The organism is Rhodanobacter thiooxydans, assembly GCF_021545845.1.
Lineage (GTDB): Bacteria > Pseudomonadota > Gammaproteobacteria > Xanthomonadales > Rhodanobacteraceae > Rhodanobacter.
Map to the genome: position 1 here is coordinate 1,504,495 of NZ_CP088923.1, position 26,622 is coordinate 1,531,116.

A 26,622-nucleotide genomic window follows, 5' to 3' on the forward strand; every position below is an offset into this window, starting at 1 on the left:
GCCCAGCGGCAAGATTGACTTGTGCGCGGTTTGCGCGAAGCGCGGCGCGGCCTCGCCGGGCGCCGCCGGTCAAGCTGCCGTGGCGGCCGTCGCCGACGGCAGCATCAGTCTGGCGGAGGCTGCCGCCGGTGCGGCCCGGGCCGCGCAAGAGCGAGGCGGTTCAGCGGACGCGGAAGCGTTCGCCATCCTCGCCGGCGGGCAACAGGTAGTGCTCCAGGCTGTCCACCACCAGTCGGCGGCGGTTGTAGTCGGCGTGCAGCGGCAGCGTCTCGTCGGCGTCGTCGGCTGCGGCCTGGAGCGACTCGGGCACGGCCATGCTGGCCGGCATCGGTGGAGCGGGTGGGCGGATGGACGGAGGCATCATGGCACGACTCCTGCGATCTGCATGGTGCGTCGAGGCACCTGTAGCAGCAGTGGCCGGGTCGACCTGGGCTGGACGGCGCCGCTGCTGCGGACGCGTCCGTGCGGGTGGCGCTCCCTGATGCCAATGATGCGCCCGATCGAGGGAAAGTTGCATAGACCGATGGCCTATGCCGGAGCGTCTCGTCGGCGGCGCGATCGGCCGCCGCTGCGGCGGTCAGAACAATTGTCCCTGGTCCAGCAGCAGGCGTACCGGCGCAAAGCTGCGGCGGTGCTGCGCGCACGGTCCGAGCCGCTGCAGCGCGGCCAGGTGCGCCGGGGTGGAGTAGCCCTTGTGCGCGGCGAAGCCGTAGCCGGGGTACTCGCCATCGAGTGCCACCATCACGCGGTCGCGGCTGACCTTGGCCAGGATCGAGGCCGCGCTGATCGCCGGCTCCAGCGCATCGCCGCCGACGATCGCGCGGGCCGGGCAGGGCAGGTCCTTCGGCAGCTGGTTGCCGTCGATCAGCGCCTCGTGGGCCACCGGCATCAGGCCGGCCAGCGCGCGGCTCATGCCGGCCATGGTGGCCTGGAAGATGTTCACGCGGTCGATCTCCTCGCGCTCGATCAGCACGATGCAATACGCCAGCGCACGCTCGATGATCAGCGGATACAGCGCCTCGCGTTTTGCTTCGCTGAGCTGCTTGGAGTCGTTCAGCCCGCTGACCGGGCGGGCAGCGTCGAGGATCACTGCGGCCACCGCCAGCGGGCCAGCCAGCGGGCCACGACCGGCTTCGTCGACGCCGGCGACGAGGATGCTTCCCGCGTCCGTCCGCCGCCCGCCCCGGGCTGGTGGTTCCGGCCAGAGGACGCGGGCCGGCTGCTTATCCATCGCGGCGCTCCGCGTCGATCAGCTCGGCGATCGCGGCCGCCGCGCGCTGCCCCGCGTGGCCCTGCAGGCCGCCGCGCAGGGCCTGGTGCAACTGCTCGAACGCGGCCACGATCATGCCGCGCCGCTCGCTGTCCCTGAACAGGTCGAGCGTGGCGGCGGCCAGCCGGTCGGCGGTGCAGTCGTCCTGCATCAGCTCGGGCACCAGCAGGGCATCGCCGAGGCCGCAGGCGCGGGCCAGGATGTTCGGCAGCGCGTAGACGTCGGTCTTCAGCATTTTCAGCGCGCGGGCGATGCGGTAACTCAGCGGCGCCACGCGGTAGCCCACCACCATCGGGCGCTTGGCCAGCATCGCCTCCAGCGTGGCGGTGCCGGAGGCCAGTAGCACCACGTCGGCAGCCAGCATGGCCTCGTGCGCGTGGCCGTCCAGCAGCAGCGGTGCACTTTCGCCGTGCGGGCCGCCAGCGAGCAGTTCGCCGAGGCGGGCGCGCACCTGCGGGTTGGCGGCCGGGATCACCACGCGCAGCCCGGGTAACGCGGCGGCCACCCGCTGCGCCGCGTCGATGAAGACCCGGCCCAGCCGGTCGACCTCGGACAGCCGGCTGCCGGGTAGCACCGCCAGCACCGGTGCCTGCTGCGGCAGCTGCAGGGTGTCGCGCGCGCCGACGCGGTCGGAGACCAGCGCGAAACGATCGGCCAGCGGATGGCCGACGAAGCGGGCGTCAACGCCGTGCTTTGCGTAGATCGGCGGCTCCATCGGGAACAGGCACAGCACGCGGCTGGCGCTGCGACCGATCTTCTCGGCGCGCTGCTCGCGCCAGGCCCAGACCGACGGACTGACGTAATGCACGGTGAGCAGGCCGGCCTGTTTCAGGCGCTGTTCCACGCCGAGGTTGAAGTCCGGCGCGTCGATGCCGACCACCACGGCCGGCCGTTCCTTGAGCAACCGCGCGACCAGCGCCTTGCGCAGCCGCAGCAGGCGGGGTAGGTGGCGGACCACCTCGCTGAAGCCGAACAGCGACAGCTCGCGGATGTCGTACCAGGAGTCGAAACCCTCGCGCTGCATGCGCGCGCCGCCGATGCCGACGAAACGCGCCTGCGGGTAGCGCTGGCGCAGTGCCACGATCAGGTCGGCGCCCAGCTGGTCGCCGGAATCCTCGCCGGCGAGGATGGCTACCAACGGGGATTCGGGATTCGGGATTCGGGATTCGCTGGGCGCGATGTGGCTCATGCGCGCAAGTGTAGTGCCTTGCCCGCGGGCCTGGCGGATGCGTAATGCTCTTCCCGAATCCCGAATCCCGAATCCCGAATCCCGAATCCCGAATCCCGAATCCCGAATCCCGAATCCCGAATCCCGAATCCCGGCTTATCGGGCGAGCGCGCGCTCGCTCTGGTCGAGGAAATCCAGCATCGCCCGCACGTCGTCGCTTTCGCGCGCCTGCTCGGCCAGCTTCTCGCGTGCCTCGGGCAACGACAGGCCGGCCATGTACAGCGTGCGGTAGGCGCGCTTGATCGCCGCGATGCGGGTGGCGTCGAAGCCGCGGCGCTTCAGGCCCTCGCTGTTGATGCCGCGCGGGCGGCCCTGCTGCTCGTTCGCCATCGTCACGAACGGCGGCACGTCGTGGCCGACCAGGCAGCCCATGCCGATGAAGGCGTGCGCGCCGACCTTGCAGAACTGGTGCACGCCGGAATAGCCGGACAGGATGGTCCAGTCGCCGATGGTGACGTGCCCGGCCAGGGCGGAATAGTTGGAGAACACCACGTTGTTGCCGATCTGGCAGTCATGCGCGATATGCACGTAGGCGAGCACCCAGTTGTCGTCGCCGATGCGGGTGACGCCGCCGCCGTGGCCGGTGCCGCGATTGAGGGTGGTGAATTCGCGGATCAGGTTGCGGTCGCCGATCACCAGCTCGGTGCGCTCGCCCTGCCACTTCTTGTCCTGCGGCGCGACGCCGAGCGAGGCGAACTGGGTGATGCGGTTGTCGCGGCCGATCCGGGTGGGGCCTTCGATCACCACATGCGGGCCGACCACCGTGCCGTCGCCGATCTCGACTTCGGCGCCGATCACGCTGTAGGCGCCGATGCTGACGTTGCTGCCGATGACGGCGGAGCGATCGACCGACGCAGTGGAATGGATCATTTTCCGGCCCTCGCGGCGCACATCAGTTCGCAGCTGGCCACTTCCTTGCCATCGACCAGGCTGCGCGCGGCGAACAGGCCCATGCCGCGCATCAGGCGCTTCTGGTTGACCTCGAAGCGCAACTGGTCGCCGGGCACCACCGGCGCGCTGAAGCGCGCGTTGTCCACCTTGACCAGGTAGAACAGCGGGCTGCCCTTGTCGCCCTTGAAGTGCCGGCTCAGCTGGGTCAGCAGGCCGGCGGTCTGCGCCATCGCCTCGATGATCAGCACGCCGGGCATCACCGGGTGGCTGGGGAAGTGGCCTTGGAAGAACGGCTCGTTGATGGTCACGTTCTTCAGTGCGACCACGCTGACGTCGGGCACGATCTCGACCACGCGGTCCACCAGTAGGAACGGGTAGCGGTGCGGCAGCAGTTCCAGGATCTGCTCCACGTTGATCGGCAATGTCATGAAGTCGCCTTGCTCACTCATTGTTGCTGTCCTTCTCCAGCGCCGACACTCGGCGCGCGTACTCGTCCAGGTGCTTGAAGCGCGCCGCGTTCTTCCGCCACTGGCGGTTGTCCTGCAGCGGCACGCCGGATGAATATTCGCCGGGCTCGCGGATCGAGTGCGTGACCAGGCTCTTGGCGGTAATGGTAACCCGGTCGGCCAGCTCGAGATGGCCGAGCACACCGGCGTTGCCGGCGATCATGCAGTAGCGGCCGATCTTCGCGCTGCCGGCCACCGCGGCGCAGCCGGCCATCGCGGTATGCGCGCCGACGTGCACGTTGTGGGCGATCTGGACCTGGTTGTCCAGCCGCACGTCTTCTTCCAGCACGGTGTCGTCCAGCGCGCCGCGGTCGATCGTGGTGTTCGCGCCGATCTCGCAGTCGTCGCCGATGCGCACGCCGCCGAGCTGCGGCAGCTTGATCCAGTGGTCGGTGTCGAAGGCCAGCCCGAAGCCGTCCGAGCCGATTACCGCGCCGGGATGCACCAGCACGCGCTGGCCCAGCGTGACCCGGGTGACCAGGGTGACCCGCGCCACCAGCCGCGATTGCGCACCCACTGTGCAGCCCTCGCCGATGATGCAGTGCGGGCCGAGTACGGCGCCGTCGCCGATCACCGCGCCGTCGGCGATCACGCAGCCCGGGCCGATGCTGGCGCTGGCGCTGACCTGCGCACCGGCGGCGACCACGGCGCTGGGGTGCACGCCTGCGGGTGCGGCTGGCAGCCGTTCAAACAGCACGGCGATCTTCGCGTAGGCGACGTAGGGGTCGCGCGCAAGCAGCGCCGCGGTGGGACAGTCGGCAAGGTTCTCCTCGCGCAGCACCACCACGCCGGCGCGCGTGGCGGCCAGCTGGGCCGAGTACTTGCTGTTGGAGAGGAAGCTCAGCTGGCCGGGGCCGGCGCCGGCCAGAGTGCCGACGCCGTCGATGAGCCGTGCGCCGTCGCCGCTGAGACCGAGGCCGAACCGCTCGGCCAGCTCGGTCACCGTGTAGTTGATTGCGCTCATGGGTGGCTCCGGAACCTGCGGCCATTGTAGGGGGTGGCGCCCCCGGCTGCGGTGCGCCGCGGCGGCAAAAGAAAGCGCGGCCTGGCCGCGCTTTCGTTCGACTCCTGACCGGGTCAGCTCAGAACTGGCTGCCGAAGGTGAACTGGATGCGCTCCTCGTAGTTGCGATCGGCGGCCTTCGAGCGCAGCGGCATGGCGAAGCTGATGATCAGCGGGCCGATCGGTGCCTGCCATTGCAGCGACAGGCCGGTGGAGGCGCGCAGCTCGCTGGCGTCGAAGCTCTTGTAGTCCTTGTAGACATTGCCGACGTCCATGAACCAGGACACGCGCGCGGTGTTGACGTCCTTCAGGAACGGCAGCGGCAGGAACACCTGCGCGGTGCCGAGCACCTTGAACGCGCCGCCGATCGGCTGTGAATAGTAGGCGCCGTTGTTGCATGTGCCTTTGGCGTCCGGAGCGCTGCCGTCGATGCAGACCCGCGGCCCCAGCGTGTTGTCCTGGTAGCCGCGCACGTCGCGCACGCCGCCGGCGTAGAAGTTCTGCCAGAACGGCAGGTCCTGGCGCATGTCGGTGAGGACATGGTTGGGGTTCTGCGCCAGGCTGGCACTCTTCAGCGCCGCGAAGGCATCGTCGCTGATGCCGTTGCCGCCGTAGGTCTTGCCGTAGCCGACCTGGCCATCGAGGTACAGCACGAAGCCCTTGCCGATCGGCCAGTAGTGGTTGATCTCGGTATTGAGCTTCCAGTACTGCACGGTCGAGCCGGGCAGGGCGACGTCGGTCGAGGCGGAGATCAAACCACCGCGGGTCGGTGCCCAGTAGCTGTTGCGGGTGTCGTGGTTCCAGCCCAGCGTGCCGGTCCAGGTGTGGATGGTCTTGTTGCCGATCTCGTTCTGGTAGTCGAGCAGCACTTCCGGACTGTAGCCCTGGAACAGGTTGACATTGTTGCTGCTGACGCCCAGGCCCACGCGCAAGCCGTCGGTTTCGCTGATCGGGATGCCGAGGTAGGTGGAGAAGCTCTTGGCGCTGGTGGCGTAGTTCGCGAAGTCGGTATTGCCGTAGTCGGTTTTCGAGTACGAGGCGCTGTAGCCGATGCCGATACCACTGTCGGTCAGGTACGGGTTGTAGTAGTTGAGGCCGAGCCGGGTGTAGTAGGTGCTGCGCTCGCCGCTGATCGAGAAGCTGTCGCCGGTGCCGAACAGGTTGTTCTGCGACACCGAGGCATTCAGGATGATGCCGGAATATTGCGAGTAGCCGATGCCGAACTGCATGCTGCCGGCGGACTGCTCCTCGACCTTGACCGTGACGTCCACCTTGTCCTGCGTGCCGGGCACCATCTTCTGGTCGATGTCGACCTTCTTGAAATAGCCCAGCCGCTGCAGGCGGACCTTGGAGCGGTCGACCGCCGCCTGGTTGTACCAGGTGCCCTCAAGCTGGCGCATCTCGCGGCGCAGCACGTCGTCCTCGGTGCGCGTGTTGCCTTGGAACACCACCCGACGCACGTACACGCGCTGGCCGGGTTCGACGTACAGGGTCAGGTCGACCGTGCGCTTTTCCTTGTCCAGCTTCGGGATCGGGGTGACCTTGGCGTAGGCGTAGCCGATGTTGGCCAGGATCGCCTTGATCGCCTTGGTGCTGGCTTCGACCGCGGCGCGGTTGAAGGTCTCGCCCGACTTGACGAAAACCAGCTGGCGCATGGTCGCCTCCGGCAGGATCAGGTCGCCGAGCAGCTTGACGTCGGCGACCTTGTAGATCTCGCCTTCCTTGATGCTGGCGTCGATGTACATCGCGCGCTTGTCCGGCGCAATTGCCACCTGGGTGGAGTCAACGCCGAAGTCGGCGTAGCCGCGGTCCATGTAGTAGGACTGCAGCTTCTCCAGGTCGCCGGAAAGCTTTTCGCGCGAGTACTGGTCGTCCTTCGAATACCACGACATCCAGTTGGTGGTGTCGGACTCGAAATTCTTGCGGATCTGCTTGTTTGTGAACGCATGGTTGCCGAGGATGTTGAGTTCCTTGATCTTGGCCGCCTTGCCCTCGCGGATCTCGATCTCGACGGCGACGCGGTTGCGGTCCAGCCGGGTCACGTGCGGGTCGACCGAGACGTTGTACTTGCCGCGGTTGTAGTACTGCCGGGTCAGCTCCTGCTGCACGTTGTCCAGCGCCAGGCGGTCGAAGGTCTCGCCTTCGGTGAGGCCGATCTCCTTCAGGCCCTTCTTCAGGTCGTCGGTCTTGATGTCCTTGTTGCCGCGCAGGGTCAGCTTGGCGATCGACGGCCGCTCGACCACCTTGATCACCAGGATGCTGCCTTCGCGCTCGAACTCCACGTCGCTGAAGAACTTGGTGCGATACAGCGCGCGGATGGCGCGCTGGGCGCCGTCGTTGGTCAGCTGGTCGCCTTTGTTGATCGGCAGGTAGTTGTACACGGTACCGGCCGAGATCCGGCTGAGGCCGTCGATGCGGATGTCCGACACCACGAACGGGTCGAACGCGAACGCATTGGCGGAGAGGGAGGCAAGCAGGATCAGCGCGGCGATACGCTTCATCGTCGATTCCGTTGGTTATTCCGATGGAGCGGCCGGCACGGCCGCCCCGATCAATGCATGAGGCAGGGCCAGGCCCTGCCTCGAAGGTGGATCCGCATGCCATCGCGGCGTTACTTTGGCGGACGCATCGCCGCGCCGTGCTGCCGCGAACCTGCGTGTCGCCGCCATGCTGTGTCCGCCGACCCTCGGCATCACGACAGCAGCATGCGGTGGATATCGTTGTAGAACGCCAGCCCCATCAGGGTGAACAGCAACGCCAGGCCGATGTACTGGCCCACCATCATCGCCTGTTCGCTGACCGGGCTGCCCTTGATCAATTCGACGAGATAATACAGCAGGTGCCCGCCATCCAGGACCGGGATCGGCAGCAGGTTGAGGATCGCCAGGCTCAGCGACACCAGCGCGAGGAACTGCAGGAACCATGGCAGGCCCATGCCGGCCGACGCATTGGCCACCTCGGCAATGCCGATCACGCCGGACAGGTTGCGCGTCGAGGCCTCGCCAGTAAGCATCTTGCCGAGCATGCTGAAGGTCTGCGTGGTGTTGCGCCAGGTGGTAGCGAGCGAGGCGGCCATTGCCTTCAGCGGGCCGTAGTTCACGGTGGCCGCTTCGACCGGCGGCGCGCCGACGCCCAGCACCCACTTCGGCGGCTGGCCTTCGAGCGATTCCCACTTGGCGGTGATGTCCAGCCGCAACGGCTGCCCGTGGCGCTCGATGCCGATCGCCAGCCTCGGCGACTTGGCCGCTGCGGTCTGCACCAGCTTGCCGAACGCGGCGAAGTCGTCCGCCGACTGGCCGTTGACGCTGACGATGCGGTCGCCGCCGCGCATGCCGGCCAATGCAGCCGGCTGGCCGGCCATCACGGTGGCGGCGACCGCCGGCGGTGGTGCCAGCTTCAGGCCGAGCTTGCCCAGGTACTGGCCCACGTCCTGCCCCGGGGGCAGTTCGTCCAGCGGCAGCACCAGTTCGCGCTGGTGGCCGTCGGCGCCGCGCACGGTGAGCGGCAGCGGTGCGCGCCCGAGCAGGGCGTTGGCCAGCGCGTCCATCGAGTCGGTCCAGGTGGAGACGTCGCGGCCGTCGATGCTGAGCAGGCGGTCACCTGGCTGGATGCCGGCGCTGGCGGCGATGCTCTGCGGCGTGGCGGTCACCAGCGGAGCCACGTCCGGGCGACCCAGCATGAACATCAGCCAGAACGCGGCGATGGTGAAGATCAGGTTGAAGCCTGGCCCGGCCGCCACGATGGCGATGCGCTGCCACACCGGCTTGCCGGTGAATTCCTGCCCGCGCAGCGCCGGGTCGACCTCGCCCTCGCGTGCGTCGAGCATCTTCACATAGCCGCCCAGCGGGATCGCGGCGATCTGGTACTCGGTGCCGTCACGGCCGTTGCGCTTCCAGATCGCGTTGCCGAAACCGACCGAGAAGCGCAGCACCTTGACCCCACAGCGGCGCGCGACCCAGTAGTGGCCGAATTCGTGGAAGGTCACCAGTACGCCGAGCGTGACCAGCAGCCAGAACACCGAGCCGAAGAAGGCAGTCATCGAATACCGTGGCGAAAAGTCATCGAAGCAAGAATATCAGCAAGCATTGCGCAGAACGCGGCGGGCAGCCTCCCGCGCCGCATGGTCGCGTTCACCCAGGGTTTCAACATCGACCACGGCTTGCCCCGGCAGTTCCGCCAGCACGGCCTCGACCACGTCTGCAATCGCCAGAAATGGCAGCGTGCCGGCCAGGAAGGCTGCCACCGCCACTTCGTTGGCGGCATTCAGCACGGCGGGGCTGTCGCCGCCGGCACGCAACGCCTGGAACGCCAGCGCCAGGCAGCGGAAGGTGGCCAGGTCCGGCGGCTCGAACTGCAGCGGGGCGCAGGCGGCCAGGTCCAGCGACGGCACGCCGGACTCGACCCGCTCCGGCCAGGCCAGCGCATGGGCGATCGCGGTGCGCATGTCCGGGTTGCCGAGCTGGGCCAGTACCGAGCCGTCGACGTATTCCACCATCGAATGCACCAGGCTCTGCGGATGCACCACCACGTCGATCGCCTCGGCCGGCGCGCCGAACAAATGGTGCGCCTCGATCACCTCCAGGCCCTTGTTCATCAGCGTGGCCGAGTCGACCGAGATCTTGCGCCCCATCACCCAGTTCGGATGCTTGCAGGCCTGGTCCGGCGTGATGTCCGCCAGTTGCGCGCGCGTGCGGCCGCGGAACGGGCCGCCGGAGGCGGTCAGGATCAGCCGGCGCACGCCGCTGCGGCGCAGCTCGGGGCGTCCGCCCGGCAGGCACTGGAAGATCGCGTTGTGTTCGGAGTCGACCGGCACCAGCGCGCCGCCGCCGGCGGCGACCGCTTGCAGCAGCAGCGGACCGGCCATCACGATGGATTCCTTGTTGGCCAGCAGCAGGTGCTTGCCGGCGTACGCAGCGGCCAGGGTGGATTCGAGCCCGGCGGCGCCGACGATCGCCGCGACCACGGTGTCGCACAGTTCGCCGGCGGCAGCCGCCGCCAGCGCGGCATGACCGCTGGCCACTTCGCAGCGCACGCCGCCGGCGGCCAGCCGGCGCGCCAGCTCGGCTTCCAGCGAGGGATCGGCGATCACCGCCAGATCCGGCCGGTGCTGCGCGCACAACGCCGCCAGCGCCTCGACCTGGCGATGCGCGGTCAGCACGCTGGCGCGGAAGCGATCGGGATGGCGCGCGATGACGTCGAGCGTGCTGCCGCCGATCGAACCGGTGGCGCCGAGGACGGCGACGTTCTTCACAGGCCGAGCTCCAGCAGCGCCAGGCCGGCAGCGAACACCGGCAGCGCGGCGAACACGCTGTCCAGACGGTCCAGCAGGCCGCCGTGGCCGGGGAACAGGGTGCCCGAATCCTTTACCTGCGCGTGTCGCTTCATCAGGCTCTCGATCAGGTCGCCGACGATCGATGCCGCTACCGTCAGCGCCGCCAGCAGCGCCAGTGCCAGCAGCGCGGCGCCGCGCACACCGAGCAGCCAGCCGCCGGCCTGGGCCACCAGCACGCCGGCCGCCATCGCGCCGTAGGCGCCGGCCCAGGTCTTGCCGGGGCTGATCTGCGGCGCCAGCTTGCGCTTGCCGAATGTACGGCCGCTGAAATACGCGCCGATGTCGGACGCCCACACGATCACCAGCGCCAGCAGGGTCCACCAGTGGCCGTGCGGCAGGCGGGCATGGATGCCGACCAGGGCGACCCAGGTCGGAAAGATCACCAGCGCGCCGGCGAGCAGTTTCAGGCTGCGGTTCTCGCGGGTGGGTGCCGCGGCGAACGCGAAGTGGCGCAGCCACAGACAGGCCAGCAGCCACCAGGCGACGCCGGCGGCCAGCAGCAGCGGGCTCAGCGCCGTGGCGTGGCCCCGCCACAGCAGGGCGAATACGGCGGCCGCCACCACCAGCAGGGCGGCGCGCCACGCGTGGCTTTGCAGGCCGCTCAGTTGCGCCCACTCCCACCACGCAGCCAGGAACGCCAGCGCGGCGATGCCCGCGAAGACGCCGGTCGGCGGCAGCAGGATGATCAGGATCGCCAGCGGCGCGAGCACCAGGGCGGTGAGAATGCGCTGAAGCAGCATGCAGATCCTCTAGGAAGCGGTGGTGACCTGTTCGCCGGTGCGGCCGTAGCGGCGTTCCCGGCAGACATAGTCCTCGATGGCCCGACGCAGGCAGGCCTGGTCGAAATCGGGCCACAACGTATCGGTAAAGTACAGTTCGGCGTAGGCGGCCTGCCATAGCAGGAAGTTGCTGACACGGCATTCGCCGCCGGTGCGGATGAACAGGTCCAGCGGCGGCAGCTCGGCCAGGCACATCCACTGGCCGAGCGTCGCCTCGTCGATCTGCTCCGCGCGCAACTCACCGCGCGCCACCGCGGCGGCAGCCTGGCGGCTGGCCTGCACGATGTCCCAGCGGCCGCCGTAGCTCACCGCGATGTTCACTTGCAGCCGCTCGTTGGCGGCGGTGCGGTCCATCGCAGCCTGCATGCGCTCGCGCAGCGCCTCGTCGAAGGCGGCCAGGTCGCCGATGAAGCGCAAGCGCACGCCATGGCCATGCAGTTCGTCCACCTCCTTGTCCAGCGCGCGCACGAACAGGCTCATCAGCGCGCCGACCTCATCCTGCGGGCGCTGCCAGTTCTCACTGGAGAAGGCGAACAGCGTCAGCGCCTGCACGCCCTCGCGCAGGCACGCCTCGATCGCCTCGCGCACGGCTTTGCGGCCGGCGTTGTGGCCAAAGCTGCGGGGGCGATGGCGGGCCTTGGCCCAGCGACCGTTGCCATCCATCACGATGGCGATATGGCGTGGGACCGGGGGTGCCTTGGCCTGGGTCATGAAATGGGAACGGGCGATGGCGTGGTCAAAGCGCCATCAGCTCCTCTTCCTTCGCCTTGACCACGACGTCGACGTCCTTCACCGCGCGATCGGTGAGTTTCTGGATCTCGTCGTCGACGCGGCGATCGTCGTCCTCGGTGATCTGCTTTTCCTTGAGCAGGTCCTTGACCTGCTGCAAGGCGTCGCGGCGCACGTTGCGGATGGCGATCTTGGCGTTCTCGCCCTCGTGGGCCACGTGCTTGGCCAGCTCCCTGCGGCGCTCCTCGGTGAGCGCAGGCATGTTCAGGCGGATCACCGTGCCGGCGGTGGTCGGCGTGATGCCCAGGTCGGAGGCCATCAGCGCCTTCTCGATCGGCGCCACCATGTTCTTTTCCCACGGCGTGATGATGATCGTGCGCGCGTCGGACAGGGTGACCGAGGCGACCTGCGGCAGCGGCATGTCGGCGCCGTAATAGGACACCTTGATGCCGTCCACCAACGCCGTGCTGGCGCGGCCGGTGCGGATGCGGGTGAGATCGTGCTTGAGTGATTCGATGCTCTTGCCCATGCGGGTCTGGGCATCGTTCTTGATGTCGTTGAGCATGTGGCGCTTCCCGGGCGATCTGGCAACGTTCAATTATAGCAGTGGCGACGGGTGTGGCTTGCTGCGGCGCGGTCAGCCGCCGTCGACCAGGGTGCCGATCGACTCGCCGCGCATGATCCGCATCAGGCTGCCCGGCACGGTCATGTCGTAGATGCGCAGCGGCATGCCGTGGTCGCGGCACAGCGCGATGGCGGCGGTGTCCATCACCTGCAGGTTGCGCTGGATCACGTCGCCGTAGGTGAGCTGCTCGTAGCGGGTGGCGTCGGCGTGGCGGGCCGGGTCGGCGGTATACACGCCGTCCACCTTGGTGGCCTTCAGCAGCAGGTCGGCGCCGACCTCCACCGCGCGCAGCGCAGCGGCCGAATCGGTGGTGAAGAACGGGTTGCCGGTGCCGGCGGCGAACAGCACGATGCGACCCTTCTCGATGTGGCGGATCGCGCGGCGGCGGATGTAGTCCTCGGCCACGTCATGGATCTGGATCGCGCTCATCACCCGCGCGTAGCCGCCGCGCTTCTCGATCGCGTCGGCCATCGCCAGCGCGTTCATCACGGTGGCCAGCATGCCCATGTGGTCGCCGGTGACGCGGTCCATGCCGGCGGCGGCGAGGCCGGCACCGCGGAAGATGTTGCCGCCGCCGATCACCACGCCCACCTGCACGCCAGCCTTGCGCACTTCGATGATCTCCTCGGCGAGCCGGCCGATCACCTTCGGGTCGATGCCGTAGTCGGCGTCGCCCATCAGTGCTTCACCGGAGAGCTTGAGCAGGATGCGGTGGTACTTGGGCTGGTCGCTCATGGGTTCTCCGGATTGTGTGGGGCAAACCGCCGTATTGTAATGGAGAGCGGGAACGAGGGGTGAGCGAAGAGGAGTGAGGAACGAGTGCGTGCGGCCGGGTTCCGGCCCCGAAAACGAAAAGGGCCGCGGTTTCCCGCGGCCCTTTGTTTGAAGCACGGCTTTTCTGAACAGTCCGGCCCTGGATGGCCGGTTTTCCCGTCAGGGATGACGGGTTACCTCAGGCCGGCCTGCTTCATCACCTCGGCGGCGAAATCCTCTTCCACCTTCTCGATGCCTTCGCCGACCGCCAGGCGGGCCACCGAAGCCACGTCGGCGCCTTCCTTCTTCAGCGCCTCGGCCACCGTCAGGTTGGTATCCAGCACGTAGGGCTGGCCGAGCAGGGTGACCTCGGCGACGATTTTGTGGACCTTGCCGGAGACGATCTTCTCCAGGATGTCGGCGGGCTTGTTCTTTTCCTTGTCCGACATGGCGGCCAGTGCGATTTCCTTCTCCTTGGCCAGGAAGTCGGCCGGCACGTCCTCGGCGCGGACGTAGGTCGGGTTCATCGCGGCGACGTGCATCGCGATGCCCTTGGCCAGCTCCTCGGAACCGCCCTTGAGCGCCACCAGCACGCCGATGCGACCGCCGTGGATGTAGCTGCCGATGAGGCCGTCGGTCTCGACGCGGGCCACGCGGCGCACGTCGATCTTCTCGCCGATGGTGGCGACCAGCGCCTTGGCGGCTTCCTCCACGTTGGCGGCGCCCGGATAGGCGGCAGTCTTCAGTGCGTCGATGTCGGCGGCGCCGGAGTTCAGCGCGACGTCGGCGACGGTATCGGTGAACTTCAGGAAGCTGGCGTCCTTGGCGACGAAGTCGGTCTCGCAGTTGATCTCGACCAGCACGGCCTTGCCCTTCGTCTGGGCAGCCACGATGCGGCCTTCGGCGGCGACGCGGCTGGCCTTCTTGTCGGCCTTGGCCAGGCCGGACTTGCGCAGCCATTCCATCGCGGCTTCGATGTCGCCGTTGTTCTCGACCAGCGCCTTCTTGCATTCCATCATGCCGGCGCCGGACCGCTCGCGCAGCTCCTTGACCAGTTGTGCGGAAATATTGCTCATCGGTAGTCCTCTAATGCTTTGGTTGCGCGGTGACGGCAAGCGTCACCGCGCGGTTATCGCGGGTGGAGGCGACGGCGGTGGTGACTCGCCGTCGTCGCGCTTACTTGGCGGCAGGCGCGCCGTCGTTGCGCGGGCCGCGGCCACCGTCACGGCCGCCATCGCGGCGCGGGGCGCTCTTGCGCGGGGCGGCGTCGCGGCGCGGGGCCGGCTTGCGGTCGACCTTGGCGACCGGGTTGCCTTCCTCGTCCAGCTCGACGAAGTCGTTCGCGTCGCCCTGGGCGGCGGCCGGCGCGGCGGCCTTGCCTTCGAGGATCGAGTCGGCGGCGGCGCGGGCGTACAGCTGGATCGCGCGGATTGCGTCGTCGTTGCCCGGGATGGCGTAGTCGACCAGCTCCGGGTTGTAGTTGGTGTCGACCACCGCGATCACCGGGATGCCGAGCTTCTTGGCTTCCTGCACGGCGATGTCTTCGTGGCCGATGTCGATCACGAACAGCGCGTCGGGCAGGCGGTTCATGTCCTTGATACCACCCAACGAGGCCTGCAGCTTGTCGCGCTCGCGGCGGCGGGCCAGCACTTCGTGCTTGACCAGCTTGTCGAACGAGCCGTCGGTCTCGGCCGCTTCCAGCTCCTTCAGGCGCGACACGGACTGCTTCACCGTGCGGAAGTTGGTCAGCATGCCGCCGAGCCAGCGCGAGGTGACAAACGGCATGCCGGCGCGGGCGGCCTCTTCGGCCAGCGGCTCGCGCGCCGAGCGCTTGGTACCGACGAACAAAATGGTGCCGCGCTTCTGCGCCAGGCCCGACAGGAAGTTCATCGCGTCAGTGAACAGCGGCAGGGTCTTTTCGAGGTTGATGATGTGGATCTTGCCGCGGGCGCCGAAGATGTACGGGGCCATCTTGGGGTTCCAGTAACGGGTCTGGTGACCGAAATGGACGCCGGCTTCCAGCATCTGACGCATGGTGACTTGTGCCATGGGGTGTTGCTCCGATTGTCGGTTCCCTTGGAAAGGAACCTGGGGGTTGGGACCTCCACGCATCCCCGGCTTCGACCGCGGCTGGCCCAGTGTTATGGCGGGCGAGGCGCGGCACCCCGAAGGCGGTGCCGATGCGTGTGTGGCGTTGGTTTGGGTGTTGTACCGCGGAGGGTTACAATTCCCATTCGCTTTGCGCTGGCCGGGCCGTCAAGACGGCCTGTCAGGTCTGCAAAACTCTGAAATTGTAGCCGGTGCGCCGGCAGTGCGGCAAGTTGCTGGATTTTCGCAGCTTTTGCCGCCATATGAGTGGAATCCATGGCCATTACCCTCAAATCCCCCGCCGACCTCGAAGGTATGCGCGTCGCCGGCAAGCTGGCCGCCGAAGTGCTAGCGATGCTCAAGGAGTACATCAAACCGGGCGTCACCACCGAGGAACTGGACCGGCGCGCGTACGAGCACATCGTCAACGTGCAGAAGGCGATCCCGGCCAACGTCGGCTACCACGGCTTCCCCAAGACCCTGTGCACCTCGGTCAATCACGTGATCTGTCACGGCATCCCGAACGAGGGCAAGGTGCTCAAGGACGGCGACATCGTCAACCTCGACGTCACCGTGATCAAGGACGGCTGGCACGGCGACACTAGCCGCATGTACATCGCCGGCACGCCCTCGGTGCTGGCCAAACGGCTGGTCGACACCACGTTCGAGGCGATGATGCGTGGTATCCAGGCGGTGCGCCCGGGTGCCACGCTGGGCGACATCGGCCATGCGATCCAGCAGCATGCCGAGGCGGCCGGCTTCTCGGTGGTGCGCGAATACTGTGGCCACGGCATCGGCAAGGTCTACCACGACGAGCCGCAGGTGCTGCACTACGGCAAGCCCGGCATCGGCGTCGAACTGAAGAAGGGCATGACCTTCACCATCGAGCCGATGATCAACGCCGGCAAGCCGCAGACCCGTCAGCTGCCGGACGGCTGGACCGTGGTGACCAAGGACCACTCGCTGTCCGCGCAGTGGGAACACACCATCGCGGTGACCGACGACGGCTTCGAGATCCTCACGCCCTGGCCGGATGCCTGAAGAGCCGGGATTCGGGAGCAGGGATTCGGGATTCGCAAGGGCGGCGCTGCCGCCAGGGTGCGGCATTTGCCCGAGGGGGCGTGGCAGACTGGTGATCCTTCTCCACCGTCCCGGGCTCCGCCGATGAGCGTCGTGCTTCCGCCCTTGCCCCGTCTGCCGACGGCCGTGCCGCGCTCGGGCGTTTCGGCCGAGGCGCGGCAGGCGTTGCGGCAGCTGCTGGGCGACGTCGATCGCGTGCTGGCCACAGCGTTCCGCGACGGCGCCGATGCCAGTGCACTGGCGCGGCGGCGCGGCGACTCGGTGGCGCGCGTCGTGGCGCACGTGTGGACCGCCTGCCTCGGCGAGGTGACCGGAGCGGCGCTGTTCGCCGTTGGCGGCTTTGGCCGCGGTCTGCTGTTTCCGTATTCGGACGTGGACCTGCTGGCGCTGGTGCAGGCACCGGAACCGGCGCGCTTGCGCGCGCTGGAGCAATTCTTCGCCACGCTGTGGGATGTCGGCCTGAAGGTCGGCCACGCGGTGCGCGATGCCGCGCAGTGCCGCACGCTGGCCGCGCAGGACGCCAGCGTGTTCACCAGCCTGCTGGATGCGCGCCGGCTGGCCGGCGATGCGGCGTTCGATGCGCGGCTCAAGGCCATCGTCGACGATCCGGCGCTGTGGCCGGCGCCGGCCTACCTGTCCGCCCGGCTGGCTGAGCGCAATGCGCGGCACGCCCGCTACGACGATACCGCCTACAACCTGGAGCCCAACCTCAAGGACGGCCCCGGCGGCCTGCGCACGCTCGACTCGCTGCGCTGGATGGGGCGGCGGCTGGCGCATGCGGACGACCTGGCCGACATGGTGGCCGAAGGCCTGCTCGACCCCGCCGAGCAGGCCGTGCTGGAGCAATCCGAGGCGGTGCTGCGCCGCTACCGCTATGCGCTGCACCTGGAGGCCGGGCGCCCCGAGGAGCGCCTGCTGTTCGATTATCAACGTGCGCTGGCCGCGCGGCTGGGCTTCGAGGACGAACACGCGAAGAATCTGGGCGTCGAGCAGTTCATGCAGGGCTATTACCGCGCCGCCAGCCAGGTCGAGCGGCTCGGCGTGCAGGTGGCCGAACGCTTCGAGGAGATGCTGGAACCGCCGGAGGAAGCGGCCCCGGTGGGCACCGATTTCGTGCGTTACGGCAAGCGGTTGGCGGCGGTCGACCCGCAGTTGTTCATGCGCCGGCCGGCCGCCCTGGTGGAAATCTTCATCGCCCGGATGGACCAGCCCGGCGTGGTCGGCTTCAGCGCCGACACCATGCGTCGCATCCACCAGGCCACCGCCGCGCGTGGCGATGCGCTGGCCGACGACGGTGAGGTGCTGGCCGTCTTCCTGCGGCTGCTGCGCCGCGGCGCGCCGGCGGTGGAGGCGTTGTGGCGGATGAACCGGCACGGTTTGCTGGCGGCGATCCTGCCCGCGTTCGGCAAGGTATTCGGGCGCATGCAGTACGACCTGTTCCACGTTTACACGGTCGACGAGCACACCTTGCGCGTGCTGCGCAACCTGGCGCGCTTTGCCGACCCGGCGGCGCAGCGCGAATTTCCGCTGGGCTGCGAAATCTGGGCCGGCCTGCCGGTGCCGGAAGTGCTGCTGCTGGCGGGGCTGTTCCATGACATCGCCAAGGGCCGCGGCGGCGACCACTCGGTGCTGGGCGAGCAGGATGCGCGCGCCTTCTGCAGCCGGCTGGGCCTGCCGCCGGGCGACGTCGAGCAGGTCGCCTGGCTGGTGCGCTGGCACCTGCTGATGAGCACCACCGCGCAGCGTCAGGACATCACCGACCCGGAGGTGGTGCACCGGTTTGCGCAAGTCGTCGGCAGTCGCGAGCGGCTCGGCCAGCTGTATCTGCTGACCATCGCCGACATCATCGGCACCAGTCCGCGATTGTGGAACGGCTGGAAGGACCGGCTGCTGGCCGACCTGTACACCAGTACCCGCTACGCCTTGCGCAGCGACGTGGAGCTGCCCCGCGATATCGGCGCGCGCGTGCGCGAATGCTCCGAGTACGCGCTGGCGCTGCTGCTGAACGAGGGGCATGCCGAAGCCGAGGTGGCGCGGATCTGGGCCGACTTCCCACAGCTCAGCTTCCTGCGCCACCGACCCGAACAGATCGCCTGGCAGACCGCGGCGATCCTGCGGGCGCACGGCGCGCTGCCGCTGGTGGCGGTGCACCCGTTGTCGGTGCGCGGCAGCACCGAGCTGTTCGTCTACACGCCCGATCGCGACGGCCTGTTCGCCACCATCACCGCAGTGCTGGATCGCTTGCGTTTCTCGGTGGTGGAGGCGCGCATCCTCAGTTCGCCGACCGGAATGGCGCTGGACACCCTGCTGTTGCTCGACGCGGACAGCCAGCAGCCGGTGAGCGCGGCGCGGGCGGAGGAGCTGCAGCAACGGTTGCAGCGTGCGCTGGCGCAGTCGGCCGGCGTGCAGCCGAGCAAGCGCGGCATGTCGCGCCACCAGAAGCATTTCCAGATGGCTCCGCAGATCAGTTTCCACGCCGCCGGCGACCGCACCCAGCTGGCGCTGGTTGGTGCCGATCGTCCCGGCCTGCTGGCCGCGGTGGCGCAGGTGATGCTGGCTATCGGCGTGCGCGTGCATGATGCACGCATCGCCACCTTCGGCGAACGGGTGGAGGATTTCTTCCAGCTCACCGATTGCCACGATGCACCGCTCGACGAGGTGCTGCAGGAACGCCTGCTGCAGGCCCTGCAGGAACGGATCGGCCCGGCGCGGAATTGAGCGGGGGCGCCGCGTTATCATCGCGGGCGCTGCGCCCTGCAGCGGCTATGCGGTTTCACCATGACCTACCTGCTGATCAAGTCCCTGCACCTGCTGTTCGTCATCGCCTGGATGGCCACGGTGTTCTACCTGCCGCGGATCCTGGTGAACATCGCCGAGGCGGCGCACGAACCGGCGGTGCTGGCGCGGCTGCAATTGATGGGGCGGCGGCTGTACAAGTTCGGCCACAACATGTTCGGCATCGCCTTCCTGTTCGGGCTGATCCTGTGGCAGGGCTGGCGGGTGTTTCCGCAGTCCCTGCCCGACGTGACCGCCGGCACGCACTGGATCGACGCCAAGCTGACCCTGGTCGCCGTCCTGCTGGCGTATTTCGTGTGGGCCGGGCGCATGCTCAAGCGCAGCGAGAAGGGCGGCGCACTGCCGTCATCGCGCGCATTACGCTGGCTCAACGAGCCGCCGGTGCTGCTGTTGCTGGCCGTGATCTGGCTGGTGCTCGCCAAGCCGTTCTGAAGCCAGCGTCCCATCGCTTGTAGGGGCCCGCTCGCGGGCGATGCTTTTGCCGTTGCGAATCCCGAATCCCGAATCCCGGCTCCAAAAGCATCGCCCGCCAGCGGGCTCCTGCGTTCAGCGGTTGAAGTACTCGCGGTACCACGCCACGAACTTGGCCACGCCGTCCTCGATCGAGGTATCCGGCGCGTAGCCCACGTCGCGGCGTAGTGCCGACACGTCGGCCCAGGTGTCCGGCACGTCGCCGGGCTGCATCGGCAGCAGGCGCTTTCCCACCGTACGGCCGAAGTGCTGTTCCAGCAATTCGATGAAGCGCAGCAGCTGCACCGGCTGGTCGTTGCCGAGATTGTAGACGCGGTACGGCGCATTCGAGGTGCCGGGGTTCGGCCGCTCGGCGTCGTAGGCCGGGTCCGCTTCGGCCGGGTGGTCGAGCGTGCGGATCACGCCCTCGACGATGTCGTCGATGTAGGTGAAGTCGCGGCTGTGGTGGCCGTGGTTGAACACGTCGATCGGCTCGCCGCGGCTGATGCGGTCGGCGAACAGCATCGGCGACATGTCCGGCCGGCCCCACGGCCCGTACACGGTGAAGAAGCGCAGGCCGGTGGTGGGCAAGCCATAGAGATGGCTGTAGCTGTGCGCCATCAACTCGTTCGCCTTCTTGCTGGCTGCGTACAGGCTGACCGGGTGATCGACCGCATCCTCCACCGCGAACGGCAGCTTGCGGTTGGCGCCGTAGACCGAGCTGGACGAGGCGTACACCAGGTGCTCGACCTTGCCGTGGCGGCAGCCTTCGAGAACGTTGAGGAAGCCGTCCAGGTTGCTGCGCACATAGGCGCGCGGGTTCTGCAGCGAATAGCGCACGCCGGCCTGCGCGGCCAGGTTCACCACCCGTTGCGGCCGGAACGTGGCGAAGGCGTGGTCCACTGCCGCGGCGTCGGCCAGGTCGGCGCGCTGGTGGGTATAGTCCGGGTGGTCGATGAAGCGTGCCAGGCGGGCTTCCTTCAGCGCCGGGTCGTAGTAGTCGTTGTGATTGTCGATGCCATGCACCACGTCGCCACGCGCCAGCAGGCGCTGCGCCAGGGCGGCGCCGATGAAGCCGGCGGTGCCGGTGACCAGGATGCGCATGGAGTGTCCTCGGAAGATCGACGGCATTGTATCGTCGGGCCCGGCCGGTCAGGTTGCGTCGGGCGTGGATTGACAGGCCATCCGGGCTAAACTAGCGTTTCGGCATCACCCGCGAGATCTGAGGTGGCCCGCGCTGCGCGCCGGCCGAGTGTGCGACATGGCAACTACCTGCTTCCACCACTGACCGCCACCACGCCTTCGTTGACAAAGAAAGGGCGTCATGCCCTTTTTTGCTTTTCCAGAGAAGCCCCATGATTGAAATCACGCTACCCGACGGCAGCAAGAAGCCGTTCGACCACCCCGTCACCGTGCAGGACGTGGCTGCCTCGATCGGCGCCGGCCTGGCCAAGGCCACGTTGGCCGGCAAGGTCGATGGCAAGCTGGTCGACGCCGGCTTCCCGATCGAGCACGACGCCAGCCTGCAGATCGTCACCGAGAAGAGCCCCGAGGCGCTGGAGATCCTGCGCCACTCCACCGCGCACCTGATGGGCCAGGCCGTGCAGCGGCTGTTCCCGGGCGCGCAGGTCACCATCGGCCCGGTGATCGACAACGGCTTCTATTACGACTTCGCCTACGAGCGCCCGTTCACCCCGGACGACCTGCCGAAGATCGAGGCGGAGATGCACAAGATCGTGGCCGAGCAGTTGCCGGTGACGCGCAGTGTGAAGTCGCGCGACGAGGCGGTGGCGTTCTTCCGCGGCATCGGCGAGAGCTACAAGGCCGAGATCATCGAGGGCATCCCGGCGGACCAGGAGCTGTCGCTGTATTCGCAGGGCGAGTTCACCGACCTGTGTCGCGGCCCGCACGTGCCGAACACCGGCAAGCTGCATTCGTTCAAGCTGATGAAGGTGGCCGGTGCGTACTGGCGCGGCGATTCGAACAACGCGATGCTCAGCCGCATCTACGGCACCGCGTGGCTCAACGACAAGGACCTGAAGGCCTACTTGTACCAGCGGGAGGAGGCCGAGAAACGCGACCACCGCAAGATCGGCAAGCAGCTCGACCTGTTCCACCAGCAGGAAGAGAGCCCGGGCATGGTGTTCTGGCACCCGAACGGCTGGGCGATCTGGCAGCAGGTCGAGCAGTACATGCGCGGCGTGTACAGGAAGAGCGGCTACCAGGAAGTGCGCTGCCCGATGGTGCTGGACGTGTCGCTGTGGAAGAAGTCCGGCCACTGGGACAACTACAAGGAGAACATGTTCTTCACCGAATCGGAGAAGCACACGTTTGCGCTGAAGCCGATGAACTGCCCCGGCCACGTGCAGATCTTCAACGAGGGCTTGCGCAGCTACCGCGACCTGCCGCTGCGCTACGGCGAGTTCGGCGGCTGCCACCGCAACGAGCCGTCCGGCGCGCTGCACGGCATCATGCGTGTGCGTGCGTTCACCCAGGATGATGGCCACATCTTCTGCACGCCCGGGCAGATTGAATCGGAAGTCACCGAGTTCCACCGCCAGGCCATGCAGGTGTATGCCGACTTCGGTTTCAACGACATCGATGTTGCGCTGGCCCTGCGGCCGGACAAGCGCATCGGCGACGATGATGTGTGGGATCGTGCCGAGGCGGCGCTGCGCGGCGCGTTGTCCGCGGCCGGGGTGAAGTGGACCGAACTGCCGGGCGAGGGCGCGTTCTACGGCCCCAAGATCGAGTACCACATGAAGGATTCGATCGGTCGCGACTGGCAGGTCGGTACCATGCAGGTCGACTTCATGATGCCCGAGCGGCTGGGCGCCGAATACGTGGACGAGCACTCGCAGAAGCGGCATCCGGTGATGCTGCACCGGGCCATCGTCGGCTCGATGGAGCGCTTCATCGGCATCCTGATCGAACATCACGCCGGCCTGCTGCCGGCCTGGCTGGCCCCGGTGCAGGCGGTGGTGATCAATATCACCGATGCGCAGGCCGATTACGTTCGGGAAGTGACGCAAGCCCTTGTCGACAAAGGTTTCCGGGTACAATCGGATTTGCGCAACGAGAAAGTCGGCTATAAAATCCGCGAGCATACGCTGCAGAAAGTGCCTTATCTTCTCGTGGTCGGTGATCGTGAGAGGGAAACGGGTGCCGTTTCTGTACGTACCCGTTCCGGCGAGGACCTGGGCAGCATGCCGCTGGCCGGCTTCGTCGAACGACTGGAGACCGAAATCCGGCGCTGAGCGCCGGGCGGTCTGTTTCATTACTTCTTCTGGAGGATCGTGGTATCGCTACCACCGACAACAAGGGCAATCGTCGTAACCTGGAAATCCGCGTGCCGCGTGTACGCGTGATCGGCGCTGACTCGGAACAGCTCGGCATCCTCAGCCGTGACGAGGCGCTCAGCCTGGCGCAGGAAGCAGGCATGGATCTGGTCGAGATTCAGCCGAACGGCGACCCGCCGGTCTGCCGCATCATGGATTACGGCAAGTTCAAGTTCGAAGCCCAGAAGAAGGCGCAGGCCGCCAAGAAGAAGCAGAAGCAGGTCGAGATCAAGGAAGTGAAGTTCCGTCCGGTCACGGACGTGGGCGACTACCAGATCAAGCTGCGCAACATGCTCCGCTTCCTGGAAGAGGGCGACAAGGTCAAGGTCACCATCCGCTTCCGCGGCCGCGAGATGTCCCATCAGGACCTTGGCCAGAACCTGGCCAAGAAGATCCAGGAAGACGTCGGCGACAACGGCCAGGTCGAGTCGTTCCCAAGGCTGGAAGGGCGCCAGATGGTCATGATGATCGGGCCGAAGAAGAAGTAAGCCGGTCGCCTTTGGTAGGAGCCCGCTCGCGGGCGATGCTCTTCGCGTCGCAGGGCTTGATACTAATTTGCGTTCAATGATATAGAAGTTATCCACTTGAAGCCGGTCAAAGACTGGGTTTGGTCGTGATCGACTTCCAGTGCGCGCAATCCGCCGGCTAGGGTCGTTTCGACGGCATCGAGGTTCTTGAAGACCTCGTTGCCGAAGTCTTGCTCGCGCAAGGCCTTCCAGAGATGCTCGGCTGGGTTGAGCTCGGGGCTATAGGGGGGAAGGAACACCAGGCGCATGGAGTCGGGAACGACCAGGGCGTTTGCCTGATGCCAGCCGGCTTGATCCATGACCATGAGAATGAACTCGCCAGGATGGCGACCGGCCACTTCGGCCAGGAACAGGGACATGGCCTCGGCATTGACCCACGGCAAGATGAGACTGTCGAGGACGCCGTCGTGAGGACTCACGGCGGCGAAGGCGTAGATGTATTGACGTTCCAGCCGCGCCCCCACGACAGGACGTGTCGGTGAGGGCGCCCAACATCGCCGTGGCGAGCCGAGCAGGCCAAACCGCCCCTCGTCCTGGAACATCAAGCGAACCGGGCGACCGCACCTAGCCTGACGCGCGACCTCGGCGCGAACGCAGCGCCGCAGTTTTTTTATATGCCGCTTGGGCCGAAACGTCTGCCTTCGGGTGGCGGGGCCGTGGAATCACCTTGCGCCAACCATGCCGCTCCAACAGGCGATAGATTGTCGACAGCGCCACCGGTTTGCCGACCCGTGCCGCATATGCCTGCCGGATGTCCAAGGCACGCAACATCCCACCCATCTCGGCCTGTCGCACAAACGGCTCCAGCAGTGCCTTCTCCTCTTCCTCGCTCAAGTACTGATGATGGCGGCCGCCACGCTCGTTCAGCGCGAAGATCGCCTCACCTTCCTTGGCCCAGCGCGAATGGATCGTATGGACGGTCGACGCCGACCATCCCAGGATCTGGGCAATCTCCTGCGCCGAGCTCCCCAGTGTGGCCCGTAGCAGCACGCACTGGATTCGCTGGTACTCGCGATGCGATCCGGCTTGCTTCAGTCGCTCCGCCAGTCGCTTCACCGTGGCCTTGTCGTTGCCGATCAGTGTCTTCACTTGCCATCTCCCTTCCAGGCGATGGCAAGAGTATATCTAGTTTATTGAACGCAAGTTGGTATGAAGCATCGTTTCCATGAGCTGCGGGCAAGCCCCGCACCCTCACCTCAATCCTCTCCCGAAGGGAGAGGAGGCCATCGTGAGCACTTCGTGCTGGTGTTTGGCTTTTTGAACCCGTATGATTACGGGTTCGACCCGCCTGGAAGGGTCGTGCACCGATCATGGCAGGACGGAAAGCGTGGCCAGGTCCTCCGGGACGCCGCCACCGCCAGATCAGTCAGAAACCGGAGCTGCCCGCGCAGGGCGGACCCCATACAAGGAGCAATCCCATGCCCAAGATCAAGACCAACCGGGCGGCGGCGAAGCGTTTTCGCAAGACCGCGTCGGGCAAGATCAAGTGCGGCCATGCGTTCAAGTCGCACATCCTGACCAAGAAGTCGACCAAGCAGAAGCGTGGTCTTCGTGCACCGAACCACCTCAAGGCGTGCGACGCCCCGGGCGTGGCTCGCATGCTGCCGTACTTGTGAGGAGATAGACCATGGCTCGTGTAAAGCGTGGCGTCACCGCCCGTCGTCGTCACAAGAAAATCATCGGCCGCGCCAAGGGCTACTACAACGCCCGCCGCAAGGTCTTCCGCGTTGCCAACCAGGCCGTGGTCAAGGCCGGCCAGTACGCCTATATCGGCCGCAAGCAGCGCAAGCGCCAGTTCCGTGCGCTGTGGATCGTGCGCATCAACGCCGCCGCGCGCATGTTCGGGCTGTCCTACAGCCGCCTGATCAATGGCCTCTCCAAGGCCGGCATCACCGTCGACCGCAAGGTCCTCGCGGATATCGCCGTGCACGACATCAAGGCGTTTGGCGCGATCGCCGAGAAAGCGAAGGCCAGTCTGGCGGCGTAGTCTGTACGCTCATCCTTGATCGCGAAGATCAGGAGCGGCCATCCATGGCCGCACTCTTCAAAAGAGCGAACGTTCGCGGGGAGGAGGCCAAAGCCTTCTCCCCGTTTTTGTTTCTGTGCACTTCATACGGAACCGCATCGATGGATGACCTGGACAGCCGCGCCGCGCAGGCGCTGGCCGACATCGACAGGGCCGACACGCTGGAGGCGCTCGATGCGCTGCGCGTCGGCCTGCTGGGCAAGAGCGGCATCGTCACCGCCGCGCTGAAGGCACTGGGCGCGCTGGCGCCGGATGAGCGCAAGGCGCGCGGCGCCGAGGTGAACCTTGTCAAGGAACGCCTCGCCGGCGCGCTGGCGGCGCGCAAGGCGAGCCTGGAGCAGGCCGAGCTCGATCACCGACTGTCCTCCGAGACGATCGACATCTCGCTGCCGGGCCGCGACGGCGAGCGCGGCGGCATCCATCCGATCACCCGTGCGCTGGAGCGCATTGCATCGATCTTCGCGCGGCTCGGCTACCAGCGTGCCGACGGCCCGGAGATCGAGGACGACTGGCACAACTTCGAGGCGCTGAATTTCCCGCCGCATCACCCGGCGCGCGCCATGCATGACACCTTCTACGTTGCTGGCGAAGGCAGCGGCGACCGCCGTCTGCTGCGCACGCATACCTCACCGGTGCAGATCCGCGCGATGGCCGGCCGCCAGCCGCCGATCCGCATCATCGCGCCGGGCAAGGTCTACCGCAGCGACTCGGACCAGACCCACTCGCCGATGTTCCACCAGATCGAGGGTCTGCTGGTCGACGAGACATCGAGTTTCGCCGACCTCAAGGGCACCCTGGCCGAGTTCATCCGTGCGTTCTTCGAGCGCGACTTCGAGATGCGCTTCCGCCCCAGCTACTTCCCGTTCACCGAGCCGTCGGCCGAGGTGGACATTCGCTGGGACGCCGAGGACGGCTCCACCCGCTGGCTGGAGGTGCTCGGCTGCGGCATGGTGCATCCGAACGTGCTGAAGAACTGCGGCATCGACCCGGAGCGCTACACCGGCTTCGCGTTCGGCCTCGGCGTGGAGCGCTTCGCGATGCTGCGCTACGACGTTTCCGACCTGCGCGCGTTCTTCGAGAACGATCTGCGTTTCCTCAGGCAGTTTGCTTGAGGAACGGGATTCGGGATTGGGGATTCGGGATTCGCAAGAGCCTCGATTTCCCGCTTTTCCGAATCCCTAATCCCCAATCTCGAATCCCGG

Annotated in this window: 26 protein-coding genes; 8 read left to right on the plus strand and 18 right to left on the minus strand. The window is 67.1% G+C overall.

Annotated elements, in window-relative coordinates; genetic code table 11:
* Positions 1–160: 160 nt before the first annotated feature.
* The 15 genes from LRK53_RS06635 to rpsB all read right to left on the minus strand — a co-directional run bounded on the left by LRK53_RS06635 (position 161) and on the right by rpsB (position 15,164).
* The gene (locus tag LRK53_RS06635) at positions 161–364 is read right to left on the minus strand and encodes a hypothetical protein (RefSeq protein WP_027493670.1); all 204 of its coding nucleotides are present in this window, start codon (positions 362–364) and stop codon (positions 161–163) included.
* Between the two features lie 213 nt (positions 365–577).
* Entirely contained in the window at positions 578–1,231 is a 654-nt protein-coding gene (rnhB, locus tag LRK53_RS06640; RefSeq protein WP_027493671.1) for a ribonuclease HII, read from the minus strand.
* On the minus strand, positions 1,224–2,459 hold the full coding sequence (gene lpxB, locus LRK53_RS06645; RefSeq protein ID WP_235642577.1) for a lipid-A-disaccharide synthase: 1,236 nt from the start codon (positions 2,457–2,459) through the stop codon (positions 1,224–1,226). Before lpxB ends, rnhB begins: the two co-directional genes overlap by 8 nt.
* A gap of 135 nt (positions 2,460–2,594) precedes the next feature.
* On the minus strand, positions 2,595–3,368 hold the full coding sequence (gene lpxA, locus LRK53_RS06650) for an acyl-ACP--UDP-N-acetylglucosamine O-acyltransferase (RefSeq protein WP_027493673.1): 774 nt from the start codon (positions 3,366–3,368) through the stop codon (positions 2,595–2,597).
* On the minus strand, positions 3,365–3,838 hold the full coding sequence (gene fabZ, locus LRK53_RS06655) for a 3-hydroxyacyl-ACP dehydratase FabZ (RefSeq protein WP_027493674.1): 474 nt from the start codon (positions 3,836–3,838) through the stop codon (positions 3,365–3,367). The genes lpxA and fabZ overlap by 4 nt, the downstream gene beginning before the upstream one ends.
* Positions 3,831–4,859, minus strand: a complete 1,029-nt coding sequence (gene lpxD / locus LRK53_RS06660) for a UDP-3-O-(3-hydroxymyristoyl)glucosamine N-acyltransferase (protein ID WP_235642578.1) — start codon at positions 4,857–4,859, stop codon at positions 3,831–3,833. Before lpxD ends, fabZ begins: the two co-directional genes overlap by 8 nt.
* A 118-nt stretch (positions 4,860–4,977) precedes the next feature.
* On the minus strand, positions 4,978–7,398 hold the full coding sequence (bamA, locus tag LRK53_RS06665; RefSeq protein WP_027493676.1) for an outer membrane protein assembly factor BamA: 2,421 nt from the start codon (positions 7,396–7,398) through the stop codon (positions 4,978–4,980).
* Positions 7,399–7,589: 191 nt separating this feature from the next.
* Positions 7,590–8,936 carry an RIP metalloprotease RseP gene (rseP, locus tag LRK53_RS06670; protein ID WP_027493677.1) on the minus strand — a complete coding sequence of 449 codons (1,347 nt, stop codon included), beginning with the start codon at positions 8,934–8,936 and terminating at the stop codon, positions 7,590–7,592.
* Between the two features lie 36 nt (positions 8,937–8,972).
* The gene (locus LRK53_RS06675; protein WP_027493678.1) at positions 8,973–10,148 is read right to left on the minus strand and encodes a 1-deoxy-D-xylulose-5-phosphate reductoisomerase; all 1,176 of its coding nucleotides are present in this window, start codon (positions 10,146–10,148) and stop codon (positions 8,973–8,975) included.
* Complete coding sequence (locus LRK53_RS06680) at positions 10,145–10,969, minus strand: phosphatidate cytidylyltransferase (protein WP_027493679.1); 825 nt, start codon at positions 10,967–10,969, stop codon at positions 10,145–10,147. The genes LRK53_RS06675 and LRK53_RS06680 overlap by 4 nt, the downstream gene beginning before the upstream one ends.
* A 9-nt stretch (positions 10,970–10,978) precedes the next feature.
* Positions 10,979–11,719, minus strand: coding sequence for a polyprenyl diphosphate synthase (gene uppS / locus LRK53_RS06685; protein ID WP_027493680.1), 741 nt, complete (start codon positions 11,717–11,719; stop codon positions 10,979–10,981).
* A 25-nt stretch (positions 11,720–11,744) separates the two neighbouring features.
* A complete protein-coding gene (frr, locus tag LRK53_RS06690; protein WP_027493681.1) occupies positions 11,745–12,302 on the minus strand; it encodes a ribosome recycling factor in 558 nt (185 codons plus the stop codon).
* A 72-nt stretch (positions 12,303–12,374) separates the two neighbouring features.
* Entirely contained in the window at positions 12,375–13,097 is a 723-nt protein-coding gene (pyrH, locus tag LRK53_RS06695) for a UMP kinase (RefSeq protein ID WP_027493682.1), read from the minus strand.
* Positions 13,098–13,309: 212 nt separating this feature from the next.
* Complete coding sequence (gene tsf, locus LRK53_RS06700; RefSeq protein ID WP_027493683.1) at positions 13,310–14,191, minus strand: translation elongation factor Ts; 882 nt, start codon at positions 14,189–14,191, stop codon at positions 13,310–13,312.
* 100 nt (positions 14,192–14,291) lie between these two features.
* Positions 14,292–15,164 carry a 30S ribosomal protein S2 gene (rpsB, locus tag LRK53_RS06705; protein ID WP_027493684.1) on the minus strand — a complete coding sequence of 291 codons (873 nt, stop codon included), beginning with the start codon at positions 15,162–15,164 and terminating at the stop codon, positions 14,292–14,294.
* A gap of 315 nt (positions 15,165–15,479) precedes the next feature.
* Here rpsB and map point away from each other — a divergent pair, with 315 nt between their 5' ends.
* The 3 genes from map (at position 15,480) to LRK53_RS06720 (ending at position 19,511) form a co-directional block, all read left to right on the plus strand.
* Positions 15,480–16,244, plus strand: a complete 765-nt coding sequence (gene map / locus LRK53_RS06710; RefSeq protein WP_027493685.1) for a type I methionyl aminopeptidase — start codon at positions 15,480–15,482, stop codon at positions 16,242–16,244.
* A gap of 123 nt (positions 16,245–16,367) precedes the next feature.
* Positions 16,368–19,001, plus strand: coding sequence for a [protein-PII] uridylyltransferase (glnD, locus tag LRK53_RS06715; RefSeq protein ID WP_027493686.1), 2,634 nt, complete (start codon positions 16,368–16,370; stop codon positions 18,999–19,001).
* Between the two features lie 60 nt (positions 19,002–19,061).
* The gene (locus tag LRK53_RS06720) at positions 19,062–19,511 is read left to right on the plus strand and encodes a CopD family protein (RefSeq protein ID WP_235642579.1); all 450 of its coding nucleotides are present in this window, start codon (positions 19,062–19,064) and stop codon (positions 19,509–19,511) included.
* Positions 19,512–19,625: 114 nt separating this feature from the next.
* Here LRK53_RS06720 and LRK53_RS06725 read toward each other — a convergent pair whose 3' ends face one another.
* The gene (locus tag LRK53_RS06725; protein ID WP_235642580.1) at positions 19,626–20,633 is read right to left on the minus strand and encodes an NAD-dependent epimerase; all 1,008 of its coding nucleotides are present in this window, start codon (positions 20,631–20,633) and stop codon (positions 19,626–19,628) included.
* A gap of 251 nt (positions 20,634–20,884) precedes the next feature.
* Here LRK53_RS06725 and thrS point away from each other — a divergent pair, with 251 nt between their 5' ends.
* Together thrS and infC are read left to right on the plus strand one after the other, a co-directional pair.
* Positions 20,885–22,786 carry a threonine--tRNA ligase gene (gene thrS / locus LRK53_RS06730; RefSeq protein ID WP_027493687.1) on the plus strand — a complete coding sequence of 634 codons (1,902 nt, stop codon included), beginning with the start codon at positions 20,885–20,887 and terminating at the stop codon, positions 22,784–22,786.
* A gap of 44 nt (positions 22,787–22,830) precedes the next feature.
* Complete coding sequence (gene infC, locus LRK53_RS06735; protein ID WP_304412458.1) at positions 22,831–23,355, plus strand: translation initiation factor IF-3; 525 nt, start codon at positions 22,831–22,833, stop codon at positions 23,353–23,355.
* Between the two features lie 62 nt (positions 23,356–23,417).
* Here the strand turns inward: infC and LRK53_RS06740 are convergent, their stop codons facing one another.
* On the minus strand, positions 23,418–24,008 hold the full coding sequence (locus LRK53_RS06740; RefSeq protein WP_338109854.1) for an IS630 family transposase: 591 nt from the start codon (positions 24,006–24,008) through the stop codon (positions 23,418–23,420).
* Positions 23,959–24,483, minus strand: a complete 525-nt coding sequence (locus LRK53_RS06745; protein WP_235642338.1) for a winged helix-turn-helix domain-containing protein — start codon at positions 24,481–24,483, stop codon at positions 23,959–23,961. Before LRK53_RS06745 ends, LRK53_RS06740 begins: the two co-directional genes overlap by 50 nt.
* Positions 24,484–24,812: 329 nt before the next feature.
* Between LRK53_RS06745 and rpmI the strand changes: the two genes are divergently transcribed.
* The 3 genes from rpmI (at position 24,813) to pheS (ending at position 26,532) form a co-directional block, all read left to right on the plus strand.
* Positions 24,813–25,010 carry a 50S ribosomal protein L35 gene (gene rpmI / locus LRK53_RS06750; RefSeq protein ID WP_007512063.1) on the plus strand — a complete coding sequence of 66 codons (198 nt, stop codon included), beginning with the start codon at positions 24,813–24,815 and terminating at the stop codon, positions 25,008–25,010.
* A gap of 11 nt (positions 25,011–25,021) precedes the next feature.
* Complete coding sequence (rplT, locus tag LRK53_RS06755; RefSeq protein WP_027493824.1) at positions 25,022–25,381, plus strand: 50S ribosomal protein L20; 360 nt, start codon at positions 25,022–25,024, stop codon at positions 25,379–25,381.
* A gap of 140 nt (positions 25,382–25,521) precedes the next feature.
* Positions 25,522–26,532, plus strand: a complete 1,011-nt coding sequence (gene pheS, locus LRK53_RS06760; protein WP_027493823.1) for a phenylalanine--tRNA ligase subunit alpha — start codon at positions 25,522–25,524, stop codon at positions 26,530–26,532.
* The last annotated feature ends 90 nt before the right edge of the window (positions 26,533–26,622 follow it).